This is a genomic window from Bradyrhizobium sp. SZCCHNRI1029 (genome assembly GCF_032487555.1).
Classification (GTDB): Bacteria; Pseudomonadota; Alphaproteobacteria; order Rhizobiales; family Xanthobacteraceae; genus Bradyrhizobium.
This window is the reverse complement of sequence record NZ_JAUEUK010000001.1, coordinates 521,900-540,752: the sequence shown is the minus strand read 5'-3', so window position 1 is coordinate 540,752 and position 18,853 is coordinate 521,900. Positions and strand designations below refer to the sequence as shown.

Genomic DNA, 18,853 nt, shown 5'->3' with positions numbered 1-18,853 from the left:
TCCTGCCGTTCGTCCGCACGGCAAGGCCATGCTGCGGCAGAGCTGCGCCCATCGCATCCCGCCTCCACGTTCGTGACGATCGCGAAGCGCCCCTCATGGCGAGGCGGGACGGGCGGAGTATTTCACAGAATTCGGAAAAACAAAAGCGAAATTTTCGTGGACCAGGCGTGCGAACCGCGATCGCATTGCAGGGGCTGTTGAAACGAGTGTTTCGCCGCGCGCCTTTTCCCGCCGGCGGTGCGCTGCCCTGAGGTCGCGGCCACGGCCGCGGACTGATTCATTGTCACCATGGGATCAGGCGGGTGCCGACCTTCTGCGTTTGGCGCCGAAGATCGCATCGTCTCGGCGCAGACAATCTTGCCCGGGCCTGGCCCGATCGCTGTGAAAGTTGCCGGCTGGCTTGCACCCGGAACGGGGCCAGGCCAGCCGATGCGCATACTCAGCGTCTTGGGCCTTTGCCTCGGCCGGGTCCCGTAGTGTCGAGGGCCTGGCGGCAATCCGCCGAGACTTTCTCGCGGTTGCTCTCGAGGCAGGCGCGAACCTGGCCTGCGCCGTGCTGCTTGCCGGAGCAGAAGCTCTGGATGTCAGCGGCGCATTGCGTTGCCACCGGCCCGGTTCCCTGAGCGAAAGCGGGCATGGCCACGGTGGCGGCGATGACGATGGCGAGTTGCACGGACGTCCTCATTCAAGCCTCCTTGGGGAGCGGTGTAGGCACGGTGGCGTGTGTCGTGCGTCCGTTCGTTGCGCAGGATCAAGCCGAAGGGGGAGTCCATGGCCGCGTGGGGCTGGTCTGGTGCGTCGCTGGATGGGGAACTCGAAGCTGTCTGGCATGGACAGTGCGGACCAGGGTGAGGTCATCGCGCAGGCCCGCTTCATCTTGAAACGCGGCTTGGGGGAAAATGCTGGTCCAGGCATCGGCGGGCGAGCCACGCACATAGGCCGGAACGACGCGGAGAGACTTGAGCGCCTCGATGACCGCGTGAGGTGCGACGTCACGAATGTGCAGGTTGGTGATGAACGACCCCATGGCTTCCTTCCGCAACTCGGTTGCTCAAAGTCACGTTTTGGCTTGAGAGCGCCCGTCACTGGGTGCCGCAACCCGGAGCGTAGGCACCATGGGCGGCTGTGATACTCTCGCAGATGACGTCGACATATTCGTCATAGAACATGATGCGAAAATGTCGGCAGCGGGCCAGATGCCGCTGGGCGAAGCTCAGCAGCCAGTCCGACTTTCCCAGGTCCACCACGGCGGCTTGATCGATCGTGGGCCCCCAACTGACTATTTCGCGGGAATAGTCATGGACTTCCTCTGGCGTGACTTGATGCACTTGAGCCTTGTGAAGAATCAAGTGTCGCATATCGTCTTCGGAAGCCCAGTCCGGGTTCAGATAGTCGAGGGCGATCAAGTTCAATCCGTGGCCAAAAAAGTGCCCTCGTCGCAGCTCTGGTCCGCGTCCGTCGGCCCATATCCAATCACGCAAGATCGGCTTGTACATCGCAGAAGATCGGCCTTGTTGGTTCTTGAGCGGCTCACAGCCGCGGATCGATCGGCTCGCTCTCCAGCGCCAGCACCGCGAACACGCATTCGTGCACGCGGCGCAGCGGCTCGCGGGCGACGAAGCGGGTCAGCGCCTCATGGCCGAGCGCGAACTCGCGCAAAGCGAGGCTGCGCTTGCCGTCGAGCTTGCGCTGGCGCAGCCGGGCGATGTGCTCCGGCGCATCATATTCCGGGCCGTAGATGATGCGCAAATATTCTGGGCCGCGCACTTTCAGCGCCGGCTGGATCAGACCCTTCGGTCCGCGCGCGACGAAGTTCTTGGGCTTCACCACCATGCCTTCGCCGCCGCCGGCCGTGAGTTGCTCCCACCATGCGATGGCGTCGGCGATGGCCGTTTCGTCAGCCAGAGCCACGGTGCGCCACTGCGTGCGGGTGACCACGGATGCTGACGCGGCGGCCAGCCGATCGGCGAGCGTCATGTGCCAGACATGGTCCTGATCGAACCAGACCTGGCCCTCGCTGGCGAGCAGGTGAAACGGCGCGACCTTGAGATCGTCGATGCCGCGGACCGGCCAGACATAGGGTGCCCATGCCTCGCCATATCGCCGCGCCCGCGTCACCCGATCGCGGAGGTGATCGCCGAGTGCCGCGACATCAAGACCGCGCGCGGCGGCGCGCGCCAACGCGTCTGCCGCCGCTTCGAGCCCTGCAACCGATGACGCCGCGACCGGCGCGTACTGACTCTCGATCAGGCTGCCGGCCTTCGCCGACCACGGCATGATCTCGGCGTCGAGCAGCAGCCAGCCGGATTGCAGCTCCTGCCAGAGGCCGGCGCTGTCGACAGCATCGCGCAGCCGTGCCAGCAGCGCCTCGCTCATTGCGGGATCGTCGAAGAACGCGCGGCCGGTGCGGGTCCAGATCGCGCCGCTCTCGCCGCCCGCGACGCCGAAGCGGGCCCCGGCGATATCGGCGCTCCTGCACAGCGCGATGACGGCGCGCGAGCCCATGTGCTTCTCCTCGCACACCACCTGCTCGACGCCGCGGGCGCGGAAATGCGCGAACGCTTCCTCGGGGCGCTCCAGCCAGCCGTCGCGCGCGCTGGTCTCCGATGGCGACATGGTCGGTGGCAGATAGACCAGCCACTGCGGCGCGAGCGCGAAACGGCTCATCACCTCCAGCGCAGCGGCCGCGTTCTCCTCGGCCACGACCATGCGGCCGCGCAGCCTGGTGTCGATCCATCGGCGGCCGCTCACGTCATCGATATCGAGCAGCTGATCCGCCTCGGCCTGCGCGGAGGCGCTGCCGGCGCGGGGCGCGAGCGGACGCACCGGCTCGCACCAGACGCGCTCAGCCTCGACATCGATGAGCTCACGCTCCGGCCAGCGCAGCGCCGTCAGCCGGCCGCCGAACACGCAACCAGTGTCGATGCACAGCGTGTTGTTGACCCATTCGGCATTGAGCACGGGCGTGTGACCGTAGACCACGGTGGTCGGTCCGCGATAGTTCGCGGCCCAGTCGGCGCGCACGGGAAGGCCGAACTCGTCGATCTCGCCGGTGGTTTCGCCATACAGCGCGAACTCGCGCACCGCGCCGGAGCCACGGCCGATCATCTCCTCCTTCAGCCCGGCATGCGCCACCGCGAGCCGGCCGCCATCGAGCCAGACATGGCTGCGCAGGCCGTCGAGGAAGCCGGGCAGGCTGTCGCGGAAGCTTCGATCCTCGCCGGTGAGCTGGTCGATCGTGGCCTCCAAGCCGTGCGCGATCGTGACCTTGCGGCCGGCGAGCCAGCGTCCGAACTTGCGGTCATGGTTGCCCTGCACGGCATAGGCAGTGCCTGCCGAGACCATGCCCATGACGATGCGCAGCACGTCCGGCGATTGCGGGCCGCGGTCGACGAGATCGCCGACGAACACGAGCTTGCGGCCTGCGGGCGGCGTGACGCTGACGGCGCGCCGGCCGTCGTCATCGCGCCATCTGACCTGATAGCCGAGCTTCGCCAGCAGCGCCTGCAACTCATCAGCGCAGCCATGGACGTCACCGATGATGTCGAACGGCCCGCGATCTTGCCGCTTGTCCGTCCACAGCGGCTGCCGCGCGATGGTGGCGGCCTCGATGCGCGCGACGCTGTCGAGCTTCCACACCTGACGAAAGCCTTCGCGCTGCAGGCCACCGAAGCCACGGCGGACCTCCGAGACCATGCGCTGCACGACCGGGCCGCCGAAGCTGCGCTCAGGCCGCGACTTGTTTCTGTCGATGCAGACGTCGATGCCGGGATCGAACACGATCGCGACCGGCAGCGCATGCCATTTTCGCGCCAGCTCGACCCAGCCCTTGCGGTCGGCGGGGCGCACATTGGTGGCGTCGATCACCGCGAGCCGGCGGTGCTTCAGCCGCTTGCCGGCGATCTCGCGGACGATGTCGAACGCGTCGGCGGAGACGCCCTGGTCGGTCTCGTCGTCGGCGACGAGCGCGCGGCAATGATCCGAGGAGATCACCTCGGTCGGCAGGAAATGCTTCGCAGCAAAGGTCGACTTGCCGGAGCCGGTCGAGCCGATCAGCACGATCAGCGCGAAATCGGGGATGTCGATGTTCATGGAATTGCTCAGCGGGTGAAGATGGCCATCTGCGTCGGCGCGCCATGGCTCTCGTCGTGATGACCGATGCCGGAGAAGGCGGCCTGATAGTTGAAGGTTGCGCAGATCCGCTGCGCCCAGTCCGCAAACTCGGCGCGCGACCATTCGAAGCGATGGTCGCGGTGGCGGAACTGCCCGGCGGGCAGGCTCGGAAACAGTGCGTTGTATTCGGCGTTCGGCGTGGTAACGATCACCGCGCGCGGCCGCGCTGCGCCGAACACCACGCGCTCGAGCATCGGCAGTCGGTCGGGATCGAGGTGCTCGATCACCTCGACCAGTGCCGCCGCATCGGCCTCGGCCCAGCGCGCATCGCGATAGGTGAGCGAACCGTGCAACAGCATGACGCGACCCTCGGGCGGTGCGCCGGGCGCGCCCAGCTTCAGTCGCTTGGCCGCGCGCTCCAGCTCGCGGACGGCGGGATCAAGCCCGATCAGCCTGTCGACCCAGCGCTCGCGGACCAGGAGCTGCAGCAGCCTGCCTTCGCCGCAGCCGAGGTCGGCGACAATTTTGGCGCCGCTCGCCCGCAACGCCTCGACCACGGCGGCCATGCGCAGGTCGTTGAGGCGGGTCGGCGCCTCCAGTGTCTCTTCTGACTCGCTGCGCGCCTCGGGCTCGATGGCCTCGTCCTGCGTCTCCGGCGCGAGCCGGGCCAGCGCCGAGCGCGCGAGCACGCCGCGATGGCGCAGATAGCGGCGCACGATCAGCTCCTTGGCGGGGTGGGCGTCGAGCCAGCCTTCGCCGCGTTTGAGAAGCTTGTCGATCTCCTCGTCGCCGACCCAATAATGCTTGGCGTCGTCCATGACGGGGATCAGCACGTAGAGATGATTGAGGAGCGCGCTGAGCCGCGCGGTGCCGCGCAAGGTGAGCCGGACGTAGCGGCTCGACGGATCGCCTTGCGGTCCCGGGATCGCGGTGAGATCGACCTGCCAGCCGAGCGGCTCGAACAAATGCCGCAGCACGGCTTCGCCGCCGCGCAGGGGCAGGGGTGTCACAACCGCTTCGAGTGCAATGGCGCTGTCGGCGAGCTCCTGGCGCGCGCTGCTGACGCCGTTCATCGCGGTCCGGAACGCCTTGTTCAGCGCGACCGACAGGAACGACGACGCGGCATAGGGCCTGTCGTTGACATATTGGTCGAGCAGCCCGTCGCTTTGGCCTTTGCCGCGGACGAGGCCGATCGGGTCGACGTCGAGCACCAGCGCCGCCTCGCAGCGGCTCTCGCTGGCCTCGGGATAAAAGATCAGCGCCTTGCCATAGGTGAGCTCGAGCTCGTGCAGCCGCTCCGGATGCTTGTTGAGCAGGTAGCCGAGATCGGTGGCAGGCTGATGGGTGGTGGCGATGGACAGAAACATGAGGTCAGATACCGGATGAAGAAACAGCGATCCAGTGCTTCGAAGCCAAAGTTTGGCGGTGGCCCTTCTCGCATTCGCTTTCGCATCGGCTCTGGGAGCGCTGGACAAAAGGTGCGCCATCTCCGCAGGACAACTCTTTCGGGGAACGAGGGCAGGGACGCAATTCGGCTCGAATCATCATGAAATTGACATCGCATGAGCAGAGTCCTGAAAATCGCCGGGCTGCTGGTGCTGATCTGCGCCGGCTTCATGTTTTTCAACAACGCCAATCTGCAGGTGACAAAGGAGGCTGGGCGGCTGCATCTCCTGGCTCATCGAGGTGTGTCGCAGCAGTTCGATCGCACCGGCCTGACGAGCGAAACCTGCACCGCGGCGCGGATGCTGCCGCCGACGCATGAGTATCTCGAGAACACCATCGCCTCGATGCGCGCCAGCTTTCTGGCCGGCGCCGATATCGTGGAATTCGACGTGCACCCAACCACCGATGGCCAGTTCGCGGTGTTCCATGACTGGACGCTCGACTGTCGCACCGATGGCAAGGGCGTCACGCGCGAGCATGCGATGACGGCGTTGCGGCAGCTCGACATCGGTTATGGCTACACTGCCGATGGCGGCCGCACCTTTCCATTCCGCGGCAAGGGCGTCGGCCTGATGCCGTCGCTGGACGAGGTGCTCGCAGCCTTTCCGGACAAGGCTTTCCTGATCAACGTCAAGAGCAATGATCCGGCGGAAGGCCGACTGCTGGCGGATGCTCTGGCGCGCTTGCCTGGCGCGCGACGGGCGCGACTGACGGTCTATGGCGGCGACGCGCCGATCGCGACGCTCAGGGCGTCTCTGCCGGATCTCAAGGTCATGTCGCGCGGCATGCTGAAGAGCTGCCTGGTCCGCTATCTCGGCTATGGCTGGACCGGCCTGGTGCCGTCCGCGTGCCACCAACATGATGGTGCTGGTCCCGATCAATGTCGCGCCGTGGCTGTGGGGCTGGCCGGACCGATTCCTCGCGCGCATGACGCGCGCCGAAAGCAGCGTCTTCGTCGTCGGCTCCTATAGTGGTGAGGCGTTCTCGGCCGGGCTGGACACACCGGACGACATCGCCAGGTTGCCCAAGAACTTTACCGGCGGCGTCATGACCGACGAGATCGAAACCGTGGCGCCGCTGCTGAAGCAGACGCCTTGAAGCAAGCAGCGCAAGTCGGCGCCGAATGTGCCTGGTTAACGGAAGACCCGGGCGCGTCCGTGACGCGTCCGGGTCCGTTGTCGTCAGTGCAGGGTCGCGCCGCGCAGAGTCTCCTCATGCGCCGCGATCCAGGCGATCACGGCCTCGGAGAAGCCGTCGACCCGCGTCCAGGGTCCGTAGCCGAGCCCGTGCTGGTACGACGCCACGTTGACCATGGTCCCGCGCGCCTTGGGCGCCGGCACCGCATCGTGACTCTGCTCGTCGGTGAAGACGATCAGGCGGTCTCCCTTGCGGTCGACCTCGCCCACCGCACGCCCGAGATAGGTCCCGGAATGCGGCTGCGATCCGAGGATCGCGTCGCGCAGCGCAAAGCCACGCCGCGGCGGCACCTTCACGACCTTGTCGCTGAACGTGAAGATCTCCACCTCGTCGCAGACCTCGCGGGCCAGGATCGCCAGCCCGCACGCCGCGTCCGCGCGCGTCATCTCCGACTTCGCCGACAGCGATGCGAACATCGAGCCGGAGACGTCGATCAGCAGCCGCGTGCGGCCCGGAAGCCGCGCGTAGCCCTTGATCGACCGGAGCATCGCGGCCTCGAGCTCGGGCTCGAAGTCCGGCGCGTGCCGGGCCGCCGTGATGAACCGATACGGCAGGATCCTGTCCGTCCGCATCGTCTCGATCGCGGCCGCGATAATCGCCCGCGACACCCCGGCCTGTTGCATCAGGCGCAGGTTGCGCAGCAACGCCAGCGCTCCGAGCCGCTTCTCTGAGAGCAGCCGCTCGAAGCTCGCGCGCTTGTCCGCACCGGCCGAAAGCGCGACCTCCCAGGTGTCGGGCGACGGCAGCCCGCCATCGGCGAGCTGCTTCCACACCGCCTCCTGCGCGGCGTCCCTGGGCCGAGCGTGCACCAGGAACAGCACGTCGCGAAGCCGCACCGGTCCCTCGCGGTCATACTTCGCGAGCTGATAGGCGTCGAACTTGGCGAACGCCTTCGCCAGCCCCTTCTTGACCTGCGCCGAGACCGGCTGCCGCTTGCGCTGCTGCTGCGGACCCAGAGAATCCGCCCAGTAGATCGCCAGCAGCTCGGTCATCTCGTCCGGCCGCTGGATGATGCGCGACAGCGTCTCGGCGACCAGCGCACGGTGCGTGGGCAGCCGCGCCATCTCGCGGGCGACGAGCAGCGGCGCATGCCGCAGCTTCATCTCCTCGCGTGCACGGACCGCGAGCTGAGCCACCTCGCGCGGCTCGACCAGCGGCACCAGCGCCTTGATGCGCTCGGCGATCGCGATCCCGTCCTCGTAGAACTGGTCCTCCCACAGCAGGCAGCTCATCAGCGTGCGCTGCAGCGCCTGCTCGGGCGCGAGCTGCCGGGACGGCGCACCCTCATGGGTGAAGGCGCGCAGGAACTTGTTGAGCCTGACCATGATGGCCTCCTCTCTGGGTTGATGATGGATGGAATGGCCGGAGCACCGGCCGTCACGCATGATCTCGTCTCGGAGACCATGCGCGGCAGGGGACCACGCGCCGGGAACGGGCGAATGCTGAGTTCCGCTCCACTGGCATGGAGCGGATAGTGCTCTGCCGCTGAGCTACCGGCGCATGGAACGCCGGATGGGAGTCGAACCCACGACCTCTCGATCCGCAATCGAAGTATCAGCACTCTTCACCACGGCGCGTGGAAGAAGGCGGCGCAGCAGGTAGCTGCGCCGTAACGACGTGACCGCCTGTTCGATGAGGGTCAGCGGTTGAGATGGATCACGAGCCGGGAACAGGCGACGACTGAGACCCGGTCGCTGAGAGACCGGACAGCGCTCTGACCTCTGAGCTACCGGCAGGACACCGGGCGGGAGTCGAACCCGCGACCTCTGGCGTGCAAGGCGAAGTAACAGTCGTCTTCACCACGGCTCGTGGATACGTTCGGCGGGGAATAAGCGATGCTGTCGCTGCCCCAATGGGGCGCTCGGTTTCAACGAAGTAACAGACATCTTCACCACCGCCTTGGCCGCCCGGCGGTCACCGAGTGGCGTTGATGGCATGCTGGGGAACAGGCGGTCTCGGCGATCAATGACGCCAACGCAGGTCATCCGAAAGAAGAACAACCGCAACCCGCGACTCGACGGCCCTCGCATGGCCGCCTCCACGGTACGTGACGCCATAGGCGGGATTCGAACCCGCATCACCAATGGTACGAAGGAGCCGACACCTTCACCACCAGCAGCTCCCGGCCGCAAGCGGCCGGGAATTCAAATAGCTTGTCTGCGGCGCTCTTCGGCGCCGCATGTTGCGAGCTCCTCGAAGCTCGCTCTGTCATCGGTGTCCGGCGTTGCCGCCTCGTTCCCTCCGACAGGCCCCGCGCGCTCGGGCCGCGCGCATCACCTGCGCGAGCCCCGGGATCCGGGTCTCCCGTTCCGGCCCAAGGCCGGGACTTCCGTTGGTTTCGCCGTGCAGCCGGTTCGCCTGAGGGCAACAAAAAACCCTCCGGAGCGGCTGGCTCGGGAGGGTCCGTGTGATGCGGACTGTTGATCTTGCCTCAAGCAAGATCGCTCCCCCGAGCATGGCGTGCGCCATCCACCGGCATGACGCCGTTGGACGTGCGGATGAAGTGTTCGTAGCCGAAGGACATCGTCTCGCTCATGTTTGTCGCGGGCGCAGTCGCTCGCGAGGCCGCGGGACATACGCCGCTTTGTTGGTGCTGTCAACAGCATGGAGTCGATGTTCTTGCCGGCTGCCGCGGCCTTGATCTGCAACAACGCGCCGATGCGGAACATGCTTATCGTGAGGATATCGAGGTCGCGGCGAGAATTGCGGGCGCAGAGTCATGAACCGACGGCAGGTCCTGATAGGAGGCGGCAGCGCGCTTGCGGTGGCCGCGCTCGGCGCCGGCACCTGGCGCGCCGCGACCGGCACGATGCGCGCGTATGACGACTATATCGCCCGGTTGCGCGCACCGCTGTCGCCCGAGATCACCGATGTCATCCGTTACGCGACACTCGCAGCCAACAGTCACAACACGCAGCCATGGCGCTTTCGCGTGACGCAGGATGCGATCGAGATCATGCCCGATCCGTCACGCCGCACGCCGGTGGTCGATCCGGACGACCATCATCTGTTCGTCAGCCTGGGCTGCGCGGCCGCCAATCTCGCGATCGCGGCGGCTGCAAGCGGCCGAAGAGGCGAGGTTGCCATCGACGGGCAGACGGTGCGCTACAGCTTTATGAACGCCGAGCCGCATGACGATCCGCTATTGCCTGCGATCGTCCGCAGACAGTCGACACGTGCCGACTACGACGGACGCGCCGTGCCGTCAGGCGATCTTGCGGCGTTGCAGGTGGCAGCAGCCACGCGAGGCGTCGATCTCATACTCATTACGGATCGTACTGTGATTGCGGCCATCCGCGACCTCGTCGTCGCCGGCAACGACGCCCAGATGCGCGACGTCGCGTTCATGCGCGAGCTGAAGTCCTGGCTGCGCTTCAATCCGCGCAGCGCGATGGCAACGGGTGACGGCCTGTTTGCACCCGCGAGCGGCAATCCGTCGTTGCCGACCGCGCTCGGCGGCATTGCGTTCGACCACCTCTTCGATGCGGCGGCAGAGAACGACAAATATGCGCGCCAGATCGGCTCATCTGCCGGTCTTGCCGTGTTCGCAGCCGAGAACGCCGATCCCTCGCACTGGATCAGGGTCGGGCAGGCGTGCCAGCGCTTTGCGCTCGAAGCGACGCGCCTAGGCCTCAAGCTCGCCTTCATCAACCAGCCGGTAGAGGTGGCTGCGCTGCGTCCCGAACTGGCGCGCGTGATCGGAACGACACGGCGGCCGGATCTCGTGTTGCGTTTCGGCTATGGTCCTACGCTGCCGTTCGCGCCGCGGCGGCCGGTCGCAGACGTGCTCGGTTCATGAGTCGTTCCTGTCAATCTTGACGGATTTGCGACTCGGTGCATTGCTTCGCTGCATGTTCGAGAACACCCGATTGGCACGCATGAGCGACGGGCATTATTGCCTGGTGCGCGACCTTGGCCTGGTCAAGGGCGGCAAGGGCATGCGCCATCACGAGGTGGTGGTGGATTTCAGCTATCGCGGCATGAAGCTGTTTGCCAGGCAGGGCGCGTCGTCGCTGATGCGCAGGGTCGCGGCGAAGCTCGCGCAGCATGATGCCACCTCGAAACTGCCGGCGCTGCTGCGCGTGCGCCTGCGCGAGCCGCAATAGCGTCAGCGCTTCCGCCGAAGCTCACCGCGCTGCGGCGTAATCGGTCGTTTCGGGTCGTAGGGGCTGTCCGGATTGACGTCTAGGTCGACGTCGGCGACGCAGTGTTGCGGCTGGCGATGGCTGCCCCCGGAATGCCAGCGCCCCTGGCGCAGCTCGACCTCGCTGATGTCAGCGACATCGAAGCACTTCCATTGGCCGCCCGGCGGCAGGCCGCTGCTCGCGCCGCCCGCGAACTGGAACGCGAGCACGCGCTCGCGGCCGACGGTGTGGCCGAGGATGATCGGGCAGATCGCGCGGGCGAAGCCGCCATACAGGCACAGCACCGGCTGGCGCGTGATCATCGCCTGCATGATCAACTGGTAGGTCGGGCTCGGCATGCTGGCTTTCTGCACGATGCAGCAACATAAGACCGTCGGCCGCATGCGGTTCCGCATCGAACCTTGCAGCGGCGGCTCACGGGCTTAGATTGAGGCCTCAGCGACAAAGCGAGCCAGAGCCACGATGTCCGATCTCTCCAGCTTTCCGATCACCACGCGCTGGCCGGCGCAGCATCCCGACCGCATCCAGCTCTATTCACTGCCGACCCCGAACGGCGTGAAGGTCTCGATCATGCTGGAGGAGACCGGCCTGGCCTACGAGCCGCACACGATCGATTTCGGCAAGGACGACCAGAAGACCCCTGAATTCCTCTCGCTCAATCCGAACGGCAAGATTCCCGCGATCATCGATCCCGACGGTCCCGGCGGCCAGCCGCTCGGCCTGTTCGAATCCGGCGCGATCCTGCAGTACCTTGCCGAGAAGACCGGAAAATTCCTGCCGAACGATCCGGCGCGGCGCTGGCAGACGATCCAGTGGGTGCATTTCCAGATGGGCGGCATCGGTCCCATGTTCGGGCAGCTCGGCTTCTTCCACAAATTCGCCGGCCGCGAGTACGAGGACAAGCGGCCGTTGCAGCGCTATGTCGCGGAGAGCAGGCGGCTGCTCGGCGTGCTCGAGGCGCGGCTCGATGGCCGGCAGTGGATCATGGACGCCGACTACACGATTGCCGACATCGCGACGCTTGGCTGGGTGCGCAACCTGATCGGGTTCTACGGCGCGCGCGACATCGTCGCCTTTGATGAGCTCAAGCACGTGCCGGCCTGGCTCGAACGCGGGCTGGCGCGGCCGGCGGTACAGCGCGGGCTGGAGATCCCGCAGCGGCCGTGATCGTCAGCGATGCCGATTTCGAACGGTGCTTGGCCGAGGTGCTGTCCGCGCCGGCCACGCCGGGCGATGCCGTGCTGCCGTCCGACAGCGTGATGTGGCGCGTGCATCGCGAGGCCGCGCTGTTTCTCGGCGCCGGCCGCGCGCTGCTGTTGCAGCTCGCCCATCCCTGGGTGGCGGCGGGCATTGCCGAGCAGTCCAAGGTGTTCGCCGATCCGCTCGGCCGTTTCCACCGCACCTTCAGCATCGTCTACACCATGGTGTTCGGCACGCGCGCGCAGGCGGTCGCTGTGGCGCGGCGGCTGTATCGGCGGCACGCCGCGGTCGACGGCGTGATGCCAGAGACGGTTGGACCGTTTACGGCCGGCTCGCGCTATCGCGCCAATGAAGTCGACGCGCTGCGCTGGGTCCATGCCACGCTGGTCGAGACTGCGATGATGTCCTACGGCTTGCTGTGCCGCCCGCTCGACGATGCCGAGCGCGAGCAATATTGGCGCGAGGCGACGCGGTTCGCGGGCCTGTTCGGAATTCCACACGAGGCCATGCCGCCGGACTGGGCGTCGTTCAAGGCCTATACGGCCGAGATGATGGCGTCGGAGACGCTCACGGTCGGCCCGGCGGCGCGCGAGATCGCGCAGCGTATCTTCTCCGGCGAGGCGACCCTTATCGGACCGCCGCGCTGGTTCACGGCGTTGACGGCCGAGATGCTGCCGGAGCGGCTGCGGCTTGCGTTCGCGCTGCCCTATGGCGAGCGCGAACGCCGCAGCGCGGCGCGCACCAGGCGGTTTCTGCCGCGCGCCTATGCGATGCTGCCGGAGAGATTGCGTACCGTCGGCCCCTATCAGGAGGCGATGGCGCGTATCGAGGGGACGACGTGTCCGCCGTTCACGCGGCTGCTCAACCGCGTCTGGATCGGACAGCCCAGCATGGCGAGCCCGTTCGAGCAGCGCGGAGAACGTGCACGGAGCGGGACGGTCTGAGTCCGGCGCGCTTGCGGCGCAGACGACGGATCATGGCCGCGGAGCAAGCCTGAGCGTGATGCCGCGAACCTCCTGCGGCGTCGGCGCGCGGCTGCCGCCGGGTTGGCTGATGCTGAGACGGATCGACAGGCGTCCACTCTTGATCGCCTCCTTCGGCACCGGAAGCGCGTAGGTGCCGGCCTCCGCGCCAGTGCGAAGGCCGAATGGCGAGATGGTCCCGAGCGGCATCCCGGACGCCGTCGTCACCGTCACCTCCTGGCCTCGCCCCAGTGCGCCCAGGCTGATCTCGACGACGGGAGCCTCGCTCGCATCCAGTGGCCGCGGCACGACCAGATCGACGGCTCTGAACGGCTCCGCGGCCAAGGACGAGGTCGGCCGCAGCACGGCACAGAGCAGCACGGCGCAGGTCCGCAGCGCGGCGCGCCTGCCGTTCATCGGCGCAGCGGTCCGACCGAGAGCGCTTTCAGCGTCGGCGCGGTGCCGACGCCGCCCGAGGGCACGACGCGGATGCTCAGCGGCTGGTTGGGTGCGGCCCGCAGGGCGGAGAAGGCCTCCTGCTTCGTCGGCAGCGGCACCGCGAAACTCGCATCGGTGGTCATGGCCATGCCCGGCATCATCGATCCGAAAAAGGCGATGGTGCCTGCATAATAGGGGCTGTCAGCCGTGACCTTGCTGACGTTGGCGGGCGCGTTGACCAGGACGTCGAATTCGCGCACGGTCGAATAGCCGCTCGGGCGAGGCAGCGTGATCTGCGCCATCAGCGGCTGCGGCCGCGCTGCCGCCAGATGCGCTTCGAGCGCATCGCCAGGGATCCTCACCGTGCCCACATTGGCCTTGACCGAGCCCTGCTGCGGCTTGGCCTGCGGTGCCGCGGCGACCGCGGGCGGATTGACGATGTCCTCGCCGAAGCCTGGCGCATAGTCGTAGTCGAAGCGGTCGGTCGAGATGTAGTCGCCGGCCTTGCTGGGGCCGACATAGCCGCCCTTGCCGTCGGCATAGAACAGGAACGGCTCGTCGGAGAACGTCTTCAGGTCAGCGCCCCGCGGCAGATAGGGCAGCTTGAGCCGCTGCTGCTTGCGCGTCCAGACATCCCAGAGCCGGTCCATGTTCGAATGGTGCAGGAAGAAGATCGGATCGACCGGCGACAGGAAGTTGGTCATGTTGCCGTAGGGGCCGGGATCGAGCGGGCCGACGCCGCCGATGTAGTTGTGGACCTTGTTGTGCGGCAGGCCTTCCAGGGTCGAGAACTTGGTCGCGCCATTCGGCTGGGTGTTGTGCGAGGCGGTCTTCGAGCTGGTGAAGCTCAGATAGTTGTCGGGGTTGTAGAAGTCGGTCGGCAGCAGGCCCGCCATGATCACGAAGGGCGAGACGTCGTAGGTGGTCTTGGCGTCGAGCTTCGGATTGTCGCGTGACAGATAGCGTGAGGCGCAGGTGGTCGCGAAGGCCTCATTGCCGGAGATGCCGGCATTGGCGGACGGCGAGAAGCCGGTGACGTCGTTCCAGAGATCGTCGATCGACTTGTAGCCGCGGATCTCGAGCTGGCCGCGCTGATCCTTCGACAGGCTGTTCCAGTAATCCGTCAGCGCCGGCTTGATGAACGCGGTGAAGACCGCGAGAGTCCCGGTGAACGGCTGATACGCCCGGTCGGTCGGTGTCAGTACGGCGTCGAACATGCCGGCGGGAATCTCCGGCAGCTCGGTCCAGTCCCAATAGGGCAGCGCGAAATTGTCGTCGCCACTGAGGGCGCGGATCGATTGCTCGAAATAGCCGAGATAGCCGCGATGCCAGACATAGAACCACCAATTGCCGTGCGGGCAGTCCATCAGGTGGATGAACGCGTTGCGGAACCAGTTCTGCGGATGGTTTGCGGGAAGCTGCAGCATGGCGGCGACGCCTTTGGCGTAGCTCGCCAGCATCTTCTGGCCTTCCGCACTGGTGACGCTGTAGCGGCGATATTTCGCGGCGGCGCGGCTCGGCCTCGGCAAGATGACGGTGGAGGCTGCCGCCATCGCGGCCGTCGCCAGGAATGTCCGGCGGGTCTGTCGCAATCCCATGCTCATCTGAAATGAATCCTGGTTGGAAAAGCGCCATGATGCGGTCTCGCGATTGCAATCTCAAGTAGCAAATGCGTGTGATGGATGTATGATGCCACCTGAGAGGTTTGCCGATGAACGCGCTGACGCTGCTGATCATCCGCCATGCCGAGAAGCCCGACGGCGACGCGACAGGCCCGGGCCTGACCCACGAGGGCCAGCCGGACTCGAAGTCGCTGGTGATCTTCGGCTGGGAGCGGGCAGGGGCCTGGACGGCGCTGTTCGGCAGCGGACTGGGCGGCACGGATTACCCGACACCGCAGGCGGTCTATGCCGCCGATCCCGACAGCGCCGAGGACGGCTCCGACCCGAGCCGCCGGCCCTATGAGACGGTGCTCGATTTGGCTGCGCGCGTCGGCCTCGACAAGCCGAACACGTCCTTTGCGAAGGGGCAGGAGGCGGCGCTGGTCGAAGCCCTGCTATCGCTGTCCGGCACCGTGCTGGTGGCGTGGGAGCACAAGGCGATCATCTCCGACATCCTGCCGCGGCTGCCGGTGAGCAATGAAAGCCAGTTACCGACCCACTGGTCCGGCAAACGCTTCGATGTGGTGCTGCGGTTCGATCGCGCCGACGGCGGGGCGGAATTCACGTTCGGCGAACTCTATCCCTGCCTGATGCCGGGGGATTCCGACAAGCCGCTGAAGAGCGATCCGATGGACGGGGGCTGACAGGCGATATGCGCGATCGCAAGCGTGCGATCACGGCGTTCCAGAAGGGCGACAGCCCGGCATTCCTGATCAGTCTCAAGGCCGGCGGCGGCGGGCTGAACCTGCGGCGACCGACACCGTCATCATCTACCACCCCTGGTGGAATCCGCAGTGGAGGCTCAGGCGATCGATCGAGCCCACCGCATCGGCCGGGACAAGACGGTCTTCGTCCATCGGTTGGTCGCCGCCGGGACGATCGAGGAGAAGATCGGTGAGCGCAAGCCGGCGCTGGCGATTCACCGTTCGATCGCGAGGGGCAATGTCGGCAAGGCGCTGACGGAGGAGGATATCGCCGCGCTGCTGTCCTGACGGCGTGTGGAGATGCGTTGCGCGTGGCATTCGTTATCTTGTGCGGTCACGCCAGTGCAATGCGCTCGCGCGTCTCCTCGACCCAGGCATGGGCGGCGAACCATTCATGGTAGATGCGGCAGTGCGGGCAGTATGCGCGCGAGAAGAACACGGGCATGCGCTGAAAGCGCGCGGCGTCCATTTCCATCCCTGTCTCGATGCTGCGGCCGGTCTGCGGACAACGGACCATGATCTTGCCCATTCGCGGTCTCCTGTTCGTGGGCCAGATACGCCGGGGATGCGAAGAAAATGTAATGCTCAGCCGACAGTTTCGTGGCAAAGGTCGGAGTGAATTCCGACCGCGGAACGTGCGGCATCGGCTGCATCAAAAGCGGGTGAATCGCGCTGCAAAATGCACGGCCGATTGTCGCAACGCGGGACATCCGCCGCGGTCGGACACGATTGTTTGAGGACGCGTGGCATGAGCATCACGATCTACGGAATCAAGAACTGCGACACGATGAAGAAGGCGCGGGCCTGGCTCGACGATCACGGCGTCGCTTACGAATTCCACGACTACAAGACCGCCGGAATCGACAAAGCTAAACTCAAGGCATGGAGCGACGAGCTCGGCTGGGAGGTGCTGCTCAATCGCGCCGGGACGACGTTCAAGAAGTTGCCCGACGCGGACAAGAACGGACTCACCGAGAGCAAGGCGATCGCGCTCATGCTGGCGCAGCCTTCGATGATCAAACGCCCGGTGCTCGATCTCGGCGGCCGCCGCGTGGTGGGCTTCAAGCCGGATCTCTACGCAAAGGACGTGAAGGCTGCGAAGTAGTTGGAGCCGCGATCGCCGCGCGCGTGCATGAAAATGCCGGTGGTATGATTTTCTATGTCAGCGGGAAATACCGGCCGATTTCAACGCAAGGTCCGCCGGCCGCCTTGCGACGTCGTTGCCCAGCTTTCCGCCTTGCCTAACTCCCTCGATTGACGGCATATTCCGGCGCGAAGCGGTCGCGGGTGGCGACGAGGAATCGTCCAGCCGTCCGGCAGAGCCGCCGTACAGGAAGAAGCGAGGGCCAGGCGCTGACGGCGCCGGCTTGGGGGGAATCTTTGGCTGACGAGTTCATTCTCGAGACCCACGGATTGACGAAGGAATTCGCGGGATTTTTTGCCGTTCGCGATGTTTCGCTCAAGATCCGCCGGGGCACCATTCACGCGCTGATCGGCCCGAACGGGGCCGGCAAGACCACGTGCTTCAACCTGCTGACGAAGTTCCTGACGCCGTCGGCCGGCAAGATTCTCTATAAGGGTCAGGACATTACGGCGACCGCGCCGGCCGACGTGGCGCGGCTTGGCCTGGTCCGCTCGTTCCAGATCTCGGCGGTGTTTCCGCATATGACGGCGCTGGAGAACGTCCGCGTCGCCCTGCAGCGCCAGCATGGCTCGTCGTTCGATTTCTGGCGCTCCAAGAGCGTTCTGAACCGCTTCAACAGCCGGGCGCTCGAGCTGCTCGACGACGTCGGCCTCAGCGAGTTCGCCAATATTCCGGCAGTCGAAATGCCCTATGGGCGCAAGCGTGCGCTGGAGATCGCGACCACGCTGGCGCTCGATCCGGAGATGATGCTGCTGGACGAGCCGATGGCCGGCATGGGCCATGAGGACATCGACAAGATCGCAGCGCTGATCAAGCGCATCTCCGCCAAATACACGATCCTGATGGTCGAGCATAATCTCAGCGTTGTCGCCAACCTCTCCGACACCATCACCGTGCTGACGCGCGGGCAGGTGCTGACGGAAGGGCCGTATTCTGAGCTCTCCAAGGACGAGCGCGTCAAGGAAGCCTATCTGGGAGCCGGACATGCCTGAGGTGATGACGGCCACGAAGCCAGGGCAGGCGGCTGCGACCAGCACCATTCTCGACGTCAACAACCTCGAGAGCTGGTACGGCGAATCCCACATTCTCCACGGCATGAACTTCAACGTGAATGCCGGCGAGGTCGTCACCCTGCTCGGGCGCAACGGCGCCGGTAAGACCACGACCCTGAAGTCGATCATGGGGATCATCGGCAAGCGCACCGGCTCGGTCCAGTTCAACGGCCAGCAGCTGATCCGCATGACCTCCGACAAGATCGCGCGGCTCGGCATCGCGCTGTGCCCGGAGGAGCGCGGCATCTTTGCGAGCCTCGATGTCCGCGAGAACCTGCTGCTGCCGCCGGTTGTGCGGCCGGGCGGGCTGACGCTCGACCAGATCTTCGAGCTGTTTCCGAATCTGAAGGAGCGGCTGAAGAGCCAGGGCACCAAGCTTTCCGGCGGCGAGCAGCAGATGCTGGCGATCGCGCGCATCCTGCGCACCGGTGCCAGCTTCCTGATGCTGGACGAGCCGACCGAGGGTCTCGCGCCCGTGATCATCCAGCAGATCGGCCACACCATCGCGCGGCTGAAGAAGGAAGGCTTCACGATTCTCCTCGTCGAGCAGAACTTCCGTTTCGCCTCGACGGTCGCTGATCGCTACTACGTCGTCGAGCACGGCAAGGTCATCGACGGCTTCGCCAATGCCGATCTGTCGGCCAACATGGACAAGCTGCATACTTATCTCGGCGTCTGACCAGCGCTAGCGGCGCTGACCTGGCAGTTCCTTCCGCGGTTTTCTCGCGGTTTTCTTGGTAGAATCTCTTGGCAGTTCTCTTGGCAGTTTTCTTGGAAAGTTCTGGAAGTTG

Annotated in this window: 19 protein-coding genes, 1 tRNA gene and 1 pseudogene; 10 read left to right on the top strand and 11 right to left on the bottom strand. The window is 65.9% G+C overall.

Translation table 11 applies throughout. The annotated features are described in order from the left end of the window. Positions 1-439: 439 nt before the first annotated feature. From QW861_RS02550 to QW861_RS02530, 5 genes are all read right to left on the bottom strand, one after another. On the bottom strand, positions 440-673 hold the full coding sequence (locus tag QW861_RS02550) for a cysteine rich repeat-containing protein (RefSeq protein ID WP_316192667.1): 234 nt from the start codon (positions 671-673) through the stop codon (positions 440-442). 78 nt (positions 674-751) lie between these two features. Next, positions 752-1,027 carry a hypothetical protein gene (locus QW861_RS02545; protein ID WP_315749876.1) on the bottom strand — a complete coding sequence of 92 codons (276 nt, stop codon included), beginning with the start codon at positions 1,025-1,027 and terminating at the stop codon, positions 752-754. A 55-nt stretch (positions 1,028-1,082) separates the two neighbouring features. Next, entirely contained in the window at positions 1,083-1,496 is a 414-nt protein-coding gene (locus QW861_RS02540; RefSeq protein ID WP_315749877.1) for a hypothetical protein, read from the bottom strand. A gap of 34 nt (positions 1,497-1,530) precedes the next feature. Then, on the bottom strand, positions 1,531-4,092 hold the full coding sequence (locus QW861_RS02535) for a polynucleotide kinase-phosphatase (protein ID WP_316192666.1): 2,562 nt from the start codon (positions 4,090-4,092) through the stop codon (positions 1,531-1,533). Between the two features lie 8 nt (positions 4,093-4,100). Continuing rightward, a complete protein-coding gene (locus QW861_RS02530; RefSeq protein WP_316192665.1) occupies positions 4,101-5,480 on the bottom strand; it encodes a 3' terminal RNA ribose 2'-O-methyltransferase Hen1 in 1,380 nt (459 codons plus the stop codon). 195 nt (positions 5,481-5,675) lie between these two features. On the opposite strand from QW861_RS02530, the pseudogene QW861_RS02525 reads away from it, so the two are divergent. After that, positions 5,676-6,657 (top strand): annotated as a pseudogene (locus tag QW861_RS02525) (glycerophosphodiester phosphodiesterase family protein). A gap of 83 nt (positions 6,658-6,740) precedes the next feature. Here the strand turns inward: QW861_RS02525 and QW861_RS02520 are convergent. Continuing rightward, a complete protein-coding gene (locus tag QW861_RS02520) occupies positions 6,741-8,081 on the bottom strand; it encodes a TROVE domain-containing protein (RefSeq protein ID WP_316192664.1) in 1,341 nt (446 codons plus the stop codon). A gap of 176 nt (positions 8,082-8,257) precedes the next feature. After that, positions 8,258-8,332 (bottom strand) — tRNA-OTHER (locus tag QW861_RS02515). 1,143 nt (positions 8,333-9,475) lie between these two features. Here QW861_RS02515 and QW861_RS02510 point away from each other — a divergent pair. Then, a complete protein-coding gene (locus QW861_RS02510; protein WP_315749886.1) occupies positions 9,476-10,555 on the top strand; it encodes an Acg family FMN-binding oxidoreductase in 1,080 nt (359 codons plus the stop codon). Positions 10,556-10,634: 79 nt separating this feature from the next. Next, positions 10,635-10,862: a hypothetical protein gene (locus QW861_RS02505; RefSeq protein WP_315712510.1), complete on the top strand. Its 228-nt coding sequence runs from the start codon at positions 10,635-10,637 to the stop codon at positions 10,860-10,862. Positions 10,863-10,864: 2 nt separating this feature from the next. Here QW861_RS02505 and QW861_RS02500 read toward each other — a convergent pair whose 3' ends face one another. After that, entirely contained in the window at positions 10,865-11,239 is a 375-nt protein-coding gene (locus tag QW861_RS02500) for a hypothetical protein (protein WP_316172349.1), read from the bottom strand. Positions 11,240-11,363: 124 nt separating this feature from the next. Between QW861_RS02500 and QW861_RS02495 the strand changes: the two genes are divergently transcribed. Continuing rightward, complete coding sequence (locus tag QW861_RS02495) at positions 11,364-12,068, top strand: glutathione S-transferase family protein (RefSeq protein ID WP_315749889.1); 705 nt, start codon at positions 11,364-11,366, stop codon at positions 12,066-12,068. After that, a complete protein-coding gene (locus tag QW861_RS02490; protein ID WP_315749891.1) occupies positions 12,065-13,045 on the top strand; it encodes an oxygenase MpaB family protein in 981 nt (326 codons plus the stop codon). Before QW861_RS02495 ends, QW861_RS02490 begins: the two co-directional genes overlap by 4 nt. A 30-nt stretch (positions 13,046-13,075) precedes the next feature. Here the strand turns inward: QW861_RS02490 and QW861_RS02485 are convergent, their stop codons facing one another. Further along, entirely contained in the window at positions 13,076-13,480 is a 405-nt protein-coding gene (locus tag QW861_RS02485; RefSeq protein ID WP_315749893.1) for a hypothetical protein, read from the bottom strand. Beyond that, complete coding sequence (locus tag QW861_RS02480; RefSeq protein ID WP_315749895.1) at positions 13,477-15,105, bottom strand: tyrosinase family protein; 1,629 nt, start codon at positions 15,103-15,105, stop codon at positions 13,477-13,479. The genes QW861_RS02485 and QW861_RS02480 overlap by 4 nt, the downstream gene beginning before the upstream one ends. 107 nt (positions 15,106-15,212) lie before the next feature. Here QW861_RS02480 and QW861_RS02475 point away from each other — a divergent pair, with 107 nt between their 5' ends. Continuing rightward, positions 15,213-15,806, top strand: a complete 594-nt coding sequence (locus tag QW861_RS02475; protein WP_315749896.1) for a histidine phosphatase family protein — start codon at positions 15,213-15,215, stop codon at positions 15,804-15,806. 150 nt (positions 15,807-15,956) lie between these two features. Next, the gene (locus QW861_RS33970; RefSeq protein ID WP_409998616.1) at positions 15,957-16,154 is read left to right on the top strand and encodes a hypothetical protein; all 198 of its coding nucleotides are present in this window, start codon (positions 15,957-15,959) and stop codon (positions 16,152-16,154) included. 46 nt (positions 16,155-16,200) lie between these two features. Here the strand turns inward: QW861_RS33970 and QW861_RS02465 are convergent, their stop codons facing one another. Next, on the bottom strand, positions 16,201-16,395 hold the full coding sequence (locus tag QW861_RS02465) for a hypothetical protein (protein WP_315712501.1): 195 nt from the start codon (positions 16,393-16,395) through the stop codon (positions 16,201-16,203). Positions 16,396-16,614: 219 nt separating this feature from the next. Here QW861_RS02465 and QW861_RS02460 point away from each other — a divergent pair, with 219 nt between their 5' ends. The 3 genes from QW861_RS02460 (at position 16,615) to QW861_RS02450 (ending at position 18,741) form a co-directional block, all read left to right on the top strand. Then, a complete protein-coding gene (locus tag QW861_RS02460; RefSeq protein ID WP_315712500.1) occupies positions 16,615-16,971 on the top strand; it encodes an ArsC family reductase in 357 nt (118 codons plus the stop codon). A 275-nt stretch (positions 16,972-17,246) separates the two neighbouring features. Then, positions 17,247-18,002 (top strand): ABC transporter ATP-binding protein, encoded by a 756-nt coding sequence (locus QW861_RS02455; RefSeq protein ID WP_315712499.1) that lies wholly within the window; start codon positions 17,247-17,249, stop codon positions 18,000-18,002. Continuing rightward, entirely contained in the window at positions 17,995-18,741 is a 747-nt protein-coding gene (locus tag QW861_RS02450; RefSeq protein ID WP_315712498.1) for an ABC transporter ATP-binding protein, read from the top strand. The genes QW861_RS02455 and QW861_RS02450 overlap by 8 nt, the downstream gene beginning before the upstream one ends. Positions 18,742-18,853 lie beyond the last annotated feature (112 nt).